The sequence below is a fragment of the Chryseobacterium pennipullorum genome (assembly GCF_003384725.1).
In the GTDB taxonomy this organism is placed as follows: domain Bacteria; phylum Bacteroidota; class Bacteroidia; order Flavobacteriales; family Weeksellaceae; genus Chryseobacterium; species Chryseobacterium pennipullorum.
In genome coordinates this window covers 47,774-61,558 of record NZ_QNVV01000020.1, presented here as the reverse complement: position 1 = coordinate 61,558, position 13,785 = coordinate 47,774, and the positions used below count along the sequence as shown (strand labels likewise).

Sequence of the window (13,785 nt, the reverse complement as noted above, 5' to 3'; positions counted from 1 at the left end):
CATGAAAAAAACAGATGTTGCTGTAGTTGGACTATCCTGCGTCTTTCCCGGGGCGCAGGACGCCCATACTTTTTGGCAGAATATTGTCAATAAAGTAGACTCTACCCAATCCGCTCCGGCCGATAGGATAGATCCGGTGCATTTTAGTGATGCCACCAACCCTGTCGATCGTTTCTACTGCAAACGAGGCGGGTTTATTCCTGATTATGAGTTCAATCCTACCACTTTTGGAATTTTACCCCTTGCGGTGGAAGGAACAGAACCCGATCATTTACTCACCCTTGATTTAGTTCAGAAAGCTTTAGAGGATGCCGGAGTATTTCAAAAGAATATTTCCCTTGAAAAAGCAGGAATCATCATCGGAAAAGGAAATTATACCGGGCCGGGAGCTACCCGTGCCATTGAAATTGTAAGAACCGGAGAACAGATTTCCTCCTTATTGCAGGAACTTCTCCCTCAGGTATCTTCTGCTGATATTGAAAAAGTAAAACATGCTTTCCAGGAACGTAAAGGACGTTTCGCTGCTGATACTGCCATGGGATTAATTCCTAATCTGGTAGCTTCATTGGTGGCCAACCGTTTTGACCTTGGAGGCGTTGCTTTTACTGTTGATGCTGCTTGTGCCAGCGCTTTAATCGCTGTAGATCACGCTGTACAGGAACTTCAGAGAGGTCGTTCTGATATGATGATCGCCGGAGGTGTTCACACCGGGCAAAATGCTGCGTTCTGGAGTATTTTTGCTCAATTAGGCGCGATGTCCCGTCAACAGCAGATCAAGCCCTTCAGTATGGATGCTGATGGATTACTGATTGGCGAAGGTTGTGGTTTCGTCGTTTTAAAACGATTGGAAGACGCTGTTCGTGATCAGGATAAAATCTATGCTGTGATTAAAGGCGTGGGCGTAAGCAGTGATGGTAACGGAACTAGCGTGATGAGCCCATCCGTCAAAGGCCAGTTGAAAGCTTTAGAACAAGCCTGGATCAATGCAGATCTGGATAAAAATAAAGTAGGTTATGTTGAAGCCCATGGTACCGGAACTCCGCTTGGAGATAAAACTGAGCTTCAGACCTTATCACAGTTCTTTGGAAAAGAAGAAGCTGCTCTGGTAGCAGGAATCGGTTCTGTGAAATCCAATATCGGACATGCCATGCCGGCTGCCGGAATCGCAGGATTAATTAAAACCTGTCTGGCTTTACACCACGATACTTTACCACCAACCTTATACTGTGAAAATCCTACTGCAGACATGCAGAACACAAGATTCGAGCCTGTACAGGAAGCTAAAAACTGGTCAAAAACCGGACTGCCAAAAGTAGCAGCAGTAAACGCTTTCGGATTTGGTGGAATCAATGCACACGTTGTTCTTGAAGGCTATGATATGCCTAAAAAAGACAAAGTATTGCTATTGGCAAGACCTACGCATGCAGAATTGATTTCTGCATTACAAAATAACGATACTACTTTAGGTGAAGGAGATTTCAGAGTAGCGATATTTGATCCTACTCCTGCAAGAATAGAAAAAGCACTTAAAATTGTTTCTAAAAACCTGATCTGGAAAAACAAACAGGATATCTGGTACACTTCTACCCCATTATTAAAAGATGGCGGAAAAGTAGCCTTTGTATTCCCTGGTTTGGATGGTCTGGCAAAAGGTGAAGTGGAAAGTGTAAGTCGTTATTTCGGATTAACAGCGCCTATAGAAACAGAAGGCGAAGGCCTTTTAACCGATGCTTTAAACATCTTCAATACCTGTAGTATCCTTGATAATTCATTGAAAAAACTGGGAATTATCCCAGATATGAATGCAGGACACAGCTTAGGAGAATGGCTGGCAGGATATTCATCTGAGTTAGCAGAAGCCAATTCTGTAAAAGCTTTAATAGATGTATTGAATCCGGAAACTTTTGAATTAAAAGATTCCAAATTCATTGCCATCGGAGCCGGAATTGATGTCGTACAGCCTTTTATTTCAGAAATTTCAGACCTGTATATTTCTAACGATAACTGTCCTAATCAGGTGATTCTTTGTGGTAGCAATGCCGCATTGGATGAATTGGTTCCGTTATTAAAATCAAAACAGATCTTCCATCAGGTACTGCCGTTCCAATCTGGATTCCACTCTCCTTTTATCGCTGATAAACTGGATGTAATCCTTGCCGGAATGGAAAAAGCACAGTTCCAGAAAACAAAGATTCCGTTATGGTCTGCGACGACTTTAGAACCTTATCCTGCAGATCAGGCAGCGATCAGAAAACTGAGTGCCGAGCATTTGGTTGAACCTGTTCGTTTCCGTGAACTGACGGATAAATTATACGAAGAAGGCGCCAGAGTATTCATTCAGGTGGGTACTGGTGGTCTGATCGGATTTATTGATGATACCTTGAAAGGAAAAGCATTCAGCACCATTCCTTCCAGTGTTCCTGCCCGTTCTGCATTGGCACAGCTACAACGTGTTGTTGCTTCGTTATTCGTAGAAGGGAAAACCATTGCTCTTGACTTTTTAGAACTTCAGCAGCAATCAAAAAAAGCATCAGGAAAAGGTATTAAACTGGAATTAGGTTCCCCTATTATCCGAAACTTTAAAGAAGTAAAAGCCTTAGCTCAAGCCTTTGAAACACCAAAACAATACACTGCCTCAGCTTCAGCCATAACTGCCAAAAGTGGTCACCCGTTGGTACAGGCATTCCAGGAAAATGTTAATGATATGATCCGTATGCAGGAAGAAGTTCTTACTTTATTCCAGAACCGTCCGGAGATTACCATTCCACGTCCTGCTCAGGTTGCTCCTGTAGCACAATATGCTGCTCCACAAGCACCAAGAAGTACAACTTTCACAAAAGATCTGTACGTAACGCTGGAAAGTCATCCATACCTGATTGACCACAGCTTATTGAGACAGCCAAAAGGATGGGCTCATGTAGCGGATATGGAACCGGTAATCCCGATGACCATGATCTTTGAGCAGCTTGCTGAAATTGCAGAAGCAGAAGTCCCGGGAACACAGGTTCATAAAATCATGAATGTAAGTGTATTCCAATGGATGAACGTTGCCCAGCCTTTTGAGAAAACCGTGAAAGGACAATGGCGTGGCGAAAACCATGCGTATCTGGATATTGAGAACTTCGCCAATGCTGAAGTGATCTTAAAATCTTCAGCTGTTCCTACTCCAACATTCAACCTTTCTGTTGGTGATCTTTTACCGATTGAAAGAACCCCTGAAGAAATTTATGATGCACACATGTTCCATGGCGATCAATACCAGGGAATTACTGAAATATCAGCCGTTGGAACCAAAGGAATCATAGGAAAGATCAAAGGAAATGGCGGAAAAGGATCTCTACTGGATAATGCCGGACAGTTATTCGGACTTTGGCTGCAACTTACCTTAGTGAAAGACCGTATCGCCTTTCCGGTAAAGATCAGAGATATTGAATTCTTCGGAGACATGCACGATCAGGAAGGTATTTTTGAATGTACCTGTATGCAGACTGAGCTTAACGATGAGTTTGCCATTGCCAATATCGTTCTGAAAAGAGACGGAAAAGTATGGTGTGCCATCACAGGCTGGCAGAACAGAAGACTGGAAATTGATGCCGCGTTATGGAATGTTTCCATGTCGCCATTGCATAACCGACTTTCTGAAGAGATTGCTCCTGAAGTATTTTTCTTCCACCAGGCTTATACCAGAGTAGCTTCATGGGATTTTATCCTGAAAAGATATTTCAACCAGACGGAAAAACAGCATCATCAGCAATTGTTACCCAACAAGAAGAAAAACTGGATGGTAAGCCGTGTTGCAGTAAAAGATGCCGTGAGAAACCTTCTTCGTCAGAAAAAAAATCATGCCTGCTTCCCGATCACGTTTGAGATCCGTTCCGATGAAGTGGGGAAACCTTACCTCATCAGTGATTTCACAGAAGACATTCATATTTCACTTGCTCACAAAGGAAAAGAAGCTGTGGGGATTGCGAGATATGGCAAATCTGTAGGAATCGATATGGAACTCATGGAAGAACGCAGTGAAGGATTCTATGACCTGGTATTTACAGACCATGAATTAGCCTTATTAAAAGGAAAAGACCAGGCAGAATGGACCACCCGTTTCTGGGTAGCCAAAGAAGCCTACGGAAAATTTTTAGGAACCGGATTGAAAGGAAATCCAAAAGCCTTCGAAGTCGAACTTATAAAAGATGATCACTTGTGGATCAACAACATTGAAATCAAAACTATTAAACATAAAAATTATATTATCGGATGGACACTGTAAACGCAACATTAAAAATGAACCACGAAGAACTTTTTACTTTATTAAAAGGTTTTATTACTGAAGTGATAGGTGCTGAATTTGTAGAGGAGATGGACATTACTCCGGAAAGTTCATTCACCAAAGATCTTGAAATGGACAGCATCGAGATTGTCTCTTTCTCTGAAAAGATCAAGGCGCATTTTGGCGATCAGATCGACTTTACAGGTTGGTTATCTTCTATGGATCTTGACCAGCTTATTAATCTTGACCTTAGTATGATCATCAATTATATCTACGAATGCCAATAATCACTGTCAATAATAAACAAGTTCATATACAGGAACTCAATAAGGGAGCCGAACAAACCGTGGTCTTAATCCACGGTATGTTCAGTAACCTGTCCATTTATTATTTTAATATTGCCCCTATTCTGGCAAAACATTTCCATGTGGTGATGTACGATCTGAAAAGTCACGGGATGAGTGAACGCTTTTTGGATGGGTACGACCTTGAAAACATGTCATCCGATCTGATTGGTTTAATAGATCACCTTCAACTGGAAAAAGTACATCTTACAGGCTATAGCTTCGGTGGTCTTATTGCTTTGAAAACAGCATTGAAATATCCTGAACGCGTTAATCAGCTGGTTGTGATGGAAGCTCCGGATCCTCAGGACGAAAAAGCCCGTAACATCATTGATGAGTACAGCAAGGAATTCCTTGAGCATTATGTAGCCAATTTTACAGATACTACCAAAGTGCAGATGGGCAAAAGACAAATGGAAAAGAACCATCGTATGTATGAGTTTCTGTTTAATCAAACCAGCATCAAAGCAGATATGATTAAGGAAAAACATTTCCTTGGTGAAGCCGATTTCAATCAATTGAAAGCTTCCACTTTATTGCTTTATGGTGCTGATTCCAACTGCAAACCTACAGGAGAGTGGCTGCAGTCTCAAATCGGTTCATCCGAACTTGAATTAATCTCCGGCGATCACAATATTCCAATTCAGGAACCTCAGCTCATCGCAGAGACGATCGCTCAGTTTTTATCTAATATTTTAACGAAGAACCATGGCTAAATTTGCATTTATAGTTCCACCCTTGACAGGACATATCAATCCTACCCTAAGCATCGGTGCTACTCTGTTGGAAAGAGGGCACGAAGTAGCCTGGATCAGCCTTGACCCGACTTTAGAGGCTAAACTTCCAGAGGGCGGAAAATTATTACTGATCCAATACGATCAGACCGACGCAGAAAAAAAAGAAAGCGAACAATATCTTGATATTATTTCCAAAAAAGTAGTGTACGGAATCGACAGCGTGAAGTTCCTTTACGAGGAAGTTCTTATTCCGCTGAACAGACATTGCTATAATGGAATTGTTGCTTTATTAAAGACATATCAACCCGATTTAATCATCGGTGACCATCAATTATTTGCTGCTCCGGTGGCAGCAAAAGCATTAGGAATTCCTTGTGCAACTTCCGTTACCGCTCCGGCTGCCATTAAAATCATGAATGAGCTGCCAAAAGTACACGAATGGGAAGTCAATCAGATCATTGATCTCCAGAAAGAATTAGGTTTCAATGAGGAACGTTCTCTGGCCACTTCAGATCTTTTAACCCTTGTTTTAACCTCGAATTATTTCTTTGGAGAAATGGAAGATCTGGAACCTCAATATCAATTCACGGGACCCGTTCTTACCGAACGTCGTATCTCTTGTGAATTCGATTGGGACCGATTAAAAAGTGCTACCAACAAAAAGATTTTAGTAAGTATCGGAACTACTTTCGATCACGATCATAAAAAAGCATTCTTCCAAAAGGTAGTGGATGCTTTTAAAGAGGAAGATTTAACCGTTGTTGTAGTTTCTGACCCACAGCTTTTCGAGCAATGGCCGGATAACTTTATGGTATATCAGCAGGTTCCTCAACTGGATCTGTTACCTCATCTTGATGGGGTGGTTTGTCATGGCGGTCACAATACCGTTTCCGAAACCTTATCCAACGGGATTCCTTTGGTCGTAATTCCTATTGCGTATGACCAGTCGCACGTTGCAGGACGTGTGGTGCGTACGGAAGCAGGTGAACGACTTAATTTTAACAGATTTAAAGCCAATCATCTGAGAGAGGCAGTACAACAAATATTAAATAACCCGGGCTACCGTGAGGCAGCTCAAAAAGTAGGACAATCTTTCATGGAAGCAGGAGGAGCATCTACAGCAGCTAATTTATTGGAAGGAGCCATCATAAAGGCTTCCAAACCAAAAAAACCATCTAAATTTTTATTCGTTGTTCCGCCGTTTTTCGGACATGTGAGCCCTACATTAAGTGTGGGAGCCAGTCTGATTGCCCGTGGCCATGAAGTAAAATGGTTCGGAATTACGCCTTTAGACAGCAAACATATTCCGGAAGGTGGTTCTTATTTCTATCCTGAAGAGGATCTTGTTCCGTATCAGGAAGAAATTGCCCGTATTTTAAAAAGACAGGATGACGGACCTGCATGTTCAGGACCTGAAGTGATGAAATTAGCACTGGAAGAAACGTATGTTCCTTTCGCCAAAATGATGATGCCGGGATTAACCCGATTAACAGAAAGCTGGATGCCTGATGTAATCGTGAACGACTGTATCACTTTCGGAGGTGCGCTTTTCGCTCACAAACATAATATTCCTTGCGTAACAACCACCCCTGTTCCACCGGACGTGATGGGAGATACTGAAAAAAGTGCTCCTAAAATCTGGGAGTGGCAGCAAAACCTCATCAAAGACCTGCAAAAAGAAGTAGGCATTCATGAGGAAGGTATTTACATCCATTCACATAAACTGAATATGGTATTTACATCACAAGCCTTTGCCGGTTTTGATACTGTACCCTCTCACATGAAATTTGTAGGCCCTGTAAAAGGCCGTCCGAACGATGCTCCATTTGACTGGGATAAATTAAATGCTTCTACCACGCCAAAGATCTTCGTATCATTGGGAACGTTGTTGGTAGACATCAGAAAGGCTTTCTTTGAAAAGATCATCGCTGCATTTAAAAATCAGCCGGTAACGGTGATTGCCGCTACTCCACCGGAAATTTTTGAAGAATGGCCGGAGAACTTTATCGTGAACAGCTTCGTGCCTCAATCTGCAGTGATGCAAAGGATGGATATGGTCATTTGCCACGGTGGTTTCAATACCGTAAATGATACTTTCCGTAATGGTTTACCGATGTTAATCACTCCTATTGCTTATGACCATTTTCATATTGCGAAATTAATTGAGCAGGCGGGCTGTGGAATCAGCATCCGATACAAGAGACTCCGTGTAGAAGCTCTTTGTGAAACCGTTTTTGAATTACTGGAAAATCCTAAATACAGAGCTGCTGCTCAGGAGGTTCAAAATACGTTTAATCTTGCCGGAGGTAATGATAAAGCGGTAGAATTGCTTGAAAACTTTGTACAGGAACATTCCACATTAGCTTCCGTATAATTTATGAAAAGAAGATTGTTATTTGGCGAACGAATGTTACTGGGAGACGGAACAGAACCGTTTAATGCGGTGATTCCTTTCAGACTCAGAGGTACCTTTGCATTAAAGGATATCCAGCAGGCTTTGGCTCAGATCCAGCAAAAACATCCGTGGTTAAGAGCGCTTATTGCTCACGATGATAAAAATATCCCCTGGTTTGATGTTCCTGAAAACCCGATCTCCATTCCGGTACGTATTATTGTCAGACAAGGAGAAGATCAGTGGCAGGAAGAATCCAGAAGGGAATGGAATACTTTATTCGATCCTAAAAAATTACCTCTTATCCGGTTTGTCTGGATCAAGGGGGAAGACGTTTCTGAGATGCTTTTTGCGTTCCACCATTGTTTATGCGATGGTGGTTCTGCAATGGCTTTTCTCTATGAGTTTTTAAAGGTTTTGGATAATCCAAAGGCTGATATCGGGATAGAAAGCCCCATTTTAGGTATTGAGGACGTGGTTCCGGCGAATATTTTAAACAGCAGAAAGCAAAAATTAAAGGCCAGATTCATCGGAAGATTAGCGGCTACAGCCATTAAGGTTATTCCTACCGGCAAAAAATCTATTGACCGCCAAAATGACTATTTAATCAGTTGGAAAATAGATGAAACCGTAAGCCAGCAGCTGATTTCCTATTGCAAAGCCAATGGGGCTACCGTGAACACGTTCTTAAGTGCTGCTTTGCTTCAGGCTTTCAAGAAAGTAAAAGGAACCGGAGCTTTCAATAAGGTCTCCTGCCCTGTAGATATCAGACGTTTTGCTACCCAGATCAAAAACGATCACATTTTTGCTTTTGGATTGATGATCGTAGTTTCTGCCAATGAAAAGCTGAGCTTTATAGAGAATTTACATGCGATGCAGGCTTCTGTAGAACGTAAAACTTCTAAGCTTGACCCTTATATTACCATGATGGTGATGGAATCCGGTCATGATGCGTTGAATAATTTCACCAAGCTTCTAAAGAACGGAAAATCCTCTAATGATTGTATGTTTTCCAATCTGGGACGCATTCAGATACCTCATGAGTATAAAGAATTTTCGGTAGATACTATTTTCAGTCCGTCCGTGATTGGTCCGCTGGGAAACACAACTACACTGGTAGTTTCTACGTACCGTGGAAAAATGGATTTTTCATTTGTAGGAAGTGAAGGCTATTTACCTTATACCGATGCTCTGGCTATCCGTGATGAAGTCATGAAAATCATTAAAACCCAACTGGAATATATTGCTGTATCATGATCAAAAGAAAACTAATGATGGTGGAAAGGATCATGTATGTAGATCCCGAAACGCCCGTAAACTGTGTATTTGCAGCCAAAATAAAAGGAGAAATTCCGGAGCAGAATTTTAAAACTGCTCTGGAAAAAATCCAGCAGAAACATGCATTACTAAGAGTGGTTATAGACTCTAAAACTGAGAAATATCCTTTTTTTATAGAAGAAAAAGAGATTGCTCCTATCCCACTCCGCATCGTAGAAAGAAAAACAGACCAGGACTGGCTGGCAGAATCCCAAAAAGAATGGAAAATCTTATTTGAGGAAGAAAAAACACCGCTTGCCCGTGTAGTATGGGTAAGAGGACAGGGTGTTTCTGAAGTATTTTGGGCCATCCCGCACTGCATTTCAGACGGGACCACCGGAGTGACCTTAATGAAGGAACTTCTTCAGCTTTTAGACAACCCAGCTTTAGAATTAGAACCTTACGAGCCTTTCACTTCCGTAGATGAATTTCTCCCTTCCAACTTTAACGTAAAAAGTAAAAAATTCAAAGCCAAACTTTATCTGACCTTTGCCAGGTTCTTCTTTATGCTACAACAGAAAAGCAAAAAGAGAAACCTTGGACAAGATTATGTTCTTCACCAAAAACTGGATCCGGCAACCACCACCCAAATCGCTGAAAAATGTAAAGCCAATGGAGTTTCTGTACATGCTTTGCTTTGTTCGGCCTTCATGCAGGCATTCCAGGAAGTGAAAGGGAAAGACGCCAAAGGAAAAGTAATCAGTCCGGTGGATGTTCGTCATTTTATTCCGGAAATCAAAGAAGATCATTTATTTGCTTTTGCTCCAACGGTTGACCTTGCGATTAAAAAAGGAAGTTCCGATCTGTTGAACAATGCCAAGCAGATTAAAGAAGACCTTGTTCAGAAAATAGGAAAAATGGAAGCCCGCGAACTACTGTGGATGGGTGAACAGATGCATCCGATTGTTGACCGTATGATTTCCATGCTAAAATCCAGCAACGGCGGTCATGATGTGACCTTATCCAATATGGGCAGAATCAACATACCGAATGATTATAAAAACTTCAGTGTAGAAACTATCTTTAGTCCAACCGTGGCATTTCCCTGGTTGAACTCAAACACTTTGGTGACAAGTACGTACAACCATCAGATGGATTTTATATTTTTGTCCAACGAAGACTTCCTTCCCAAAGCGGAAGCCGCCAAAATAAAAGAGAAAGCCATAGCGCTAATGACCACCTCATGAAATTGAAATTTAAGCCGAAGCCGCCTAAAAAGCTCAAAAAAACTACCCTTAAACGCTTTCTCATAAAGCGTACGATTTACTATGTCCTTCCGAATGTATTTTTCAATTTCATCATTGCCTATGCCAGCTTCAAAGAATTAGGCTACACCCATTTTTTCTCCGGTGAACAAAACCTCGCCCGCCTTACCTTACCTATGGCTCTATTTCTCCCCGTTGTCCTCACCATAGACATCATCAAAAGGGTAACAGATGCCGCTGAACAAGGAGCCATTGAGTTTACCGTAGATGAACAGTTGAATATTAAAAAATTGATGACCAAGCTGAGTATTCTGCATGGGGTTATTACCTGTTCTTTGGTGTTAGCTATGCTTTTTGTAGGACAGTATAATTTTTCTAAGGATTATAGGCTAGATGCTACAGCGATGGCTGTTGTTGTGGGGATATTGGCAGGAATATTGTCTGTGGTGTTTGTGTATTTGCCGGTGTGGAGGTTGAGGAGGTGGATGTGTAGGAGGAATCAGATAGTCATAGCAGAAGAATATTAAAACGTAACAACCATTCATTTATACTACAATACGTTACAGTTAAGACATCAATATTATATAAAATTTTCAGTTCTATCCTTTCTTTTTAATCTAAAATAAAATATCTTTAAATTTTTAAATTAAGGATAAAATGTCAGAAGAACAGAAACGTCAGTTGCAGCAGCAACTTTGGAATATAGCTAATACTTTACGTGGTAAAATGGATGCTGATGAATTCAGAGATTATATTTTAGGATTTATTTTTTATAAGTATCTTTCTGAGAAAATTCATTTTACAGCAAGCAAAATCTTATTAGACTCTGGAGAAGATATTGATTATAATGATGTTGATGAAAACTCTGAATCTGGAAAAGAAATTGTTGAAGCTATTTATGAAGAAGTTGTTGAGGATTTAGGTTATTTTCTAAAACCTTCTGAACTTTTTAGTAATATTGCTAAAAAAGGACATCAGAAGCAGGAAGGAAAATCTAATTTCATCTTAGCTGAACTTTCAAAAATCCTTAATAATATTGAGCAATCTACTCTGGGAACTAATAGTGAAGATGACTTTGAAGGATTGTTTGATGATTTAGATCTTACTTCAGCAAAATTAGGGAGAACAGAAGACGAAAAGAACACATTGATTTCAAAAGTCTTATATCATCTTGATGATATTGATTTCAATTTATCTGATACTAATGCAGATGTTCTGGGAGATGCCTATGAATATTTAATTGCACAGTTTGCCAGCGGTGCTGGAAAAAAAGCTGGTGAGTTCTATACCCCGCAACAAGTTTCTACTATTCTTGCAAGAATAGTTACCAGTAGAAAATCACAATTAAAATCTGTTTACGATCCTACCTGTGGTAGTGGATCCTTACTTTTACGTGTTGCTCGTGAGGCAAAAGTAAGTGACTTTTATGGTCAGGAAATGAACCGTACTACTTACAACCTTGCAAGAATGAATATGATTCTGCATGGTGTTAATTATAGCAACTTTGATATCAGACAGGAAGACACATTAGAAAAGCCTCAACATCTTGACAAAACCTTTGATGCTATTGTTGCTAACCCTCCTTTTTCTGCAAAATGGAGTGCGAATGAACTTCATCTTTTAGATGAAAGATTTTCACAATACGGAAAACTAGCACCATCTTCAAAAGCAGACTTTGCTTTTATACAACATATGATTCATCATTTGGATGAGAATGGAATTATGGCAGTTGTTATGCCTCATGGAGTTCTGTTCCGAGGAGCAGCAGAATTAGTTATCCGAAAATATCTGATTAAAGAAAAAAATTATTTAGATGCTGTTATTGGCCTACCTGCCAATATTTTCTTTGGCACAAGTATTCCAACTTGTATTTTAATCTTTAAGAAATGTCGTGAAGCTGACGAAGATATTCTGTTTATGGATGCCAGTAAAGAATTTGAAAAACAGAAAAATCAAAATGTACTCCTCAATGAACATATTGACAAAATTGTTCACACCTATCAAAATCGTACAGTAATTGAAAAATTCAGTCATAAAGCTACCTTACAAGAAGTTGCTGATAATGATTACAACTTGAATATTCCTCGCTATGTTGATACTTTCGAGGAAGAAGAGGAAATTGATATTCAAGCGGTAATGACTGAAATTAAACAGCTTGAAGCAAAACGTTCTCAATTGGATACCGAAATTGAAGTCTATTTAAAAGAATTAGGCTTAGTAAGCTAATTTTTATTTTTTATTAAATCCTTAATGTTTATAGCTATAACAATAGATGACTGAGATGACAAAAGAAAATAAAAGTGTGAAGAATTTTCCTACTAAGTTACCAAAACTGAGATTTCCGGGATTTAAGGAGAGTTGGGAGCTAAAAAAGTTGGGAGAATTATTGGAATTTAAAAATGGTATTAACGCTTCTAAAGAGCAATACGGTTCTGGTATTAAGTTTATTAATGTATTAGATATTTTATCTAATGACTTTATTACGTACGAAAATATAGTTGGCAAAGTAAATGTAGATGAGAAAACCATAGAGAAATTTTTAGTAAGTTATGGAGATGTACTTTTTCAAAGGAGTTCGGAAACTAGAGAAGAAGTTGGAACAGCTAATGTCTATTTAGATAAAAATAAGAATGCAACATTTGGAGGTTTTGTAATTAGAGGAAGAAAAATTGGAGATTATAATCCTATTTTTTTTAATAAGCTTCTCAAAACCAATTCAGCGAGAGAAAATATAACTTCTAAATCTGGAGGAAGTACAAGGTTTAATGTTGGCCAAGAAATACTTAGTTCAGTAAATTTATATTTTCCAAATCTTTTTGAACAAGATAAAATTGCTTCATTTTTATCAATTATAGATGAAAGAATCCAAACCCAAAAGAAAATAATTGAGGGTTTACAAGCCTTAATGAAAGGGAATCTTGAAAGAGTATTTTATCAAAAACTAAGATTTAAAAACAAACAAGGAAATTATTTTTCTGATTGGAAAACAATAAAATTAGATGAGATTTGTGACATAAAAAAAGGAGAACAATTAAATAAAGAGGATTTGACAGAGACTGGTAATTATCCCTGTTTAAATGGTGGAATGAGTTTTTCAGGATATACTGATAAGTTTAATTCTAATGAAAATACAATTACAATAAGTGAAGGAGGGAACTCCTGTGGTTTTGTAAGCTTTATGAAATCTAAGTTTTGGTTAGGTGGTCATTGTTATAAAATTATCTTAAAAAAAGATATATCTACAGATTTTTTCTTCTATTTGCTTAAGTTTTATGAACGAGAGATAATGAATTTAAGAGTGGGTTCAGGACTACCAAATATTCAACAAAAAGATTTAAAAAATCTACAATTATTAGTTTCACAGGATATTGAAGAACAAACCAAAATTGCCAATTTTTTATCTTCTATTCAAGAAAAAATAGAAATAGAAAAACAAATTTTAGAGAAATTAGAACTTCAGAAAAAGTTTCTTTTGTCTAATTTGTTTGTTTAAGGAGATAGCCTTGTCAAGGTTTAAAGCCTT

General features: G+C 39.1%; 9 protein-coding genes. All 9 read left to right on the top strand.

Annotated features, from left to right (window positions below):
* Position 1 precedes the first annotated feature (1 nt).
* The 9 genes from DRF67_RS17990 to DRF67_RS17950 all read left to right on the top strand — a co-directional run bounded on the left by DRF67_RS17990 (position 2) and on the right by DRF67_RS17950 (position 13,755).
* Complete coding sequence (locus DRF67_RS17990) at positions 2-4,267, top strand: type I polyketide synthase (protein WP_115929687.1); 4,266 nt, start codon at positions 2-4, stop codon at positions 4,265-4,267.
* On the top strand, positions 4,255-4,554 hold the full coding sequence (locus DRF67_RS17985) for an acyl carrier protein (RefSeq protein ID WP_002977699.1): 300 nt from the start codon (positions 4,255-4,257) through the stop codon (positions 4,552-4,554). Before DRF67_RS17990 ends, DRF67_RS17985 begins: the two co-directional genes overlap by 13 nt.
* The gene (locus DRF67_RS17980; protein WP_115929686.1) at positions 4,545-5,327 is read left to right on the top strand and encodes an alpha/beta fold hydrolase; all 783 of its coding nucleotides are present in this window, start codon (positions 4,545-4,547) and stop codon (positions 5,325-5,327) included. Before DRF67_RS17985 ends, DRF67_RS17980 begins: the two co-directional genes overlap by 10 nt.
* Positions 5,320-7,722 carry a glycosyltransferase gene (locus DRF67_RS17975; protein WP_115929685.1) on the top strand — a complete coding sequence of 801 codons (2,403 nt, stop codon included), beginning with the start codon at positions 5,320-5,322 and terminating at the stop codon, positions 7,720-7,722. The genes DRF67_RS17980 and DRF67_RS17975 overlap by 8 nt, the downstream gene beginning before the upstream one ends.
* Positions 7,723-7,725: 3 nt before the next feature.
* Entirely contained in the window at positions 7,726-8,997 is a 1,272-nt protein-coding gene (locus DRF67_RS17970; protein WP_115929684.1) for a condensation domain-containing protein, read from the top strand.
* Complete coding sequence (locus tag DRF67_RS17965) at positions 8,994-10,244, top strand: condensation domain-containing protein (RefSeq protein ID WP_115929683.1); 1,251 nt, start codon at positions 8,994-8,996, stop codon at positions 10,242-10,244. The genes DRF67_RS17970 and DRF67_RS17965 overlap by 4 nt, the downstream gene beginning before the upstream one ends.
* The gene (locus tag DRF67_RS17960; protein WP_115929682.1) at positions 10,241-10,789 is read left to right on the top strand and encodes a hypothetical protein; all 549 of its coding nucleotides are present in this window, start codon (positions 10,241-10,243) and stop codon (positions 10,787-10,789) included. The genes DRF67_RS17965 and DRF67_RS17960 overlap by 4 nt, the downstream gene beginning before the upstream one ends.
* A gap of 130 nt (positions 10,790-10,919) precedes the next feature.
* Complete coding sequence (locus DRF67_RS17955; RefSeq protein ID WP_115929681.1) at positions 10,920-12,488, top strand: type I restriction-modification system subunit M; 1,569 nt, start codon at positions 10,920-10,922, stop codon at positions 12,486-12,488.
* Between the two features lie 55 nt (positions 12,489-12,543).
* On the top strand, positions 12,544-13,755 hold the full coding sequence (locus tag DRF67_RS17950; protein ID WP_228435844.1) for a restriction endonuclease subunit S: 1,212 nt from the start codon (positions 12,544-12,546) through the stop codon (positions 13,753-13,755).
* Positions 13,756-13,785: the final 30 nt, after the last annotated feature.

Bases quoted from the DNA above. Each gene is read 5' to 3' on its own strand.
- DRF67_RS17970 (WP_115929684.1), top strand. From the start codon at position 7,726: ATGAAAAGAAGATTGTTATTTGGCGAACGAATGTTACTGGGAGACGGA.
- DRF67_RS17985 (WP_002977699.1), top strand. From the start codon at position 4,255: ATGGACACTGTAAACGCAACATTAAAAATGAACCACGAAGAACTTTTT.
- DRF67_RS17955 (WP_115929681.1), top strand. From the start codon at position 10,920: ATGTCAGAAGAACAGAAACGTCAGTTGCAGCAGCAACTTTGGAATATA.
- DRF67_RS17950 (WP_228435844.1), top strand. From the start codon at position 12,544: ATGACAAAAGAAAATAAAAGTGTGAAGAATTTTCCTACTAAGTTACCA.
- DRF67_RS17965 (WP_115929683.1), top strand. From the start codon at position 8,994: ATGATCAAAAGAAAACTAATGATGGTGGAAAGGATCATGTATGTAGAT.
- DRF67_RS17975 (WP_115929685.1), top strand. From the start codon at position 5,320: ATGGCTAAATTTGCATTTATAGTTCCACCCTTGACAGGACATATCAAT.
- DRF67_RS17990 (WP_115929687.1), top strand. From the start codon at position 2: ATGAAAAAAACAGATGTTGCTGTAGTTGGACTATCCTGCGTCTTTCCC.
- DRF67_RS17960 (WP_115929682.1), top strand. From the start codon at position 10,241: ATGAAATTGAAATTTAAGCCGAAGCCGCCTAAAAAGCTCAAAAAAACT.
- DRF67_RS17980 (WP_115929686.1), top strand. From the start codon at position 4,545: ATGCCAATAATCACTGTCAATAATAAACAAGTTCATATACAGGAACTC.